Source organism: Eubacterium ramulus ATCC 29099 (genome assembly GCF_000469345.1).
Lineage (GTDB): Bacteria > Bacillota > Clostridia > Lachnospirales > Lachnospiraceae > Eubacterium_I > Eubacterium_I ramulus.
The window spans coordinates 16545-16983 of the sequence record NZ_KI271192.1 but is presented as its reverse complement, the minus strand read 5'-3'; the positions used below and the strand labels follow the sequence as shown (position 1 = coordinate 16983).

The window sequence follows — 439 nt, the reverse complement described above, 5'->3', positions numbered from 1 at the left end:
CTGGAAGAAGGATTAAGACAAATAGCATAAAAATAACAATATAGGGCAGGGACTGCCCGAATTAACGCCTGTGGAGATAGTAGGTTACGAGGTCTGCGAAGCAGGAAACCCATTGGCTTTAGACAATGGGTAGTTCACCCGGATTATGTGCGATATACAAATAATGCGACAGCACTGCCTTTTAACCTGATGTCAGAGCAGGATATATTTTTGTGTGATCGTAATTTCAGGGGATATGCAAATCCAAGTTTTGGGGAGATACAGTTCCGACCGGTGGCAAATACCAGAAGTGGTGTGGCGCTGATCTGGCGTAAGGCGAATAACAAACCGGAGTTAAAGGAGTTTATTAACAGGTTGGATGTCAATCCGGATATGTGGTTTTGAACAATATGAATGTACGCTCAGAATTCTTCATCTCAGTCTGAGTTGAGACTCCCAC

General features: G+C 43.5%; 1 protein-coding gene. It reads left to right on the top strand.

Going from position 1 to position 439, the window contains the following annotated elements; all coding sequences use genetic code 11:
• Window positions 1-210 precede the first annotated feature (210 nt).
• On the top strand, window positions 211-384 hold the full coding sequence (locus HMPREF0373_RS16880) for a hypothetical protein (RefSeq protein ID WP_155958136.1): 174 nt from the start codon (window positions 211-213) through the stop codon (window positions 382-384).
• The last annotated feature ends 55 nt before the right edge of the window (window positions 385-439 follow it).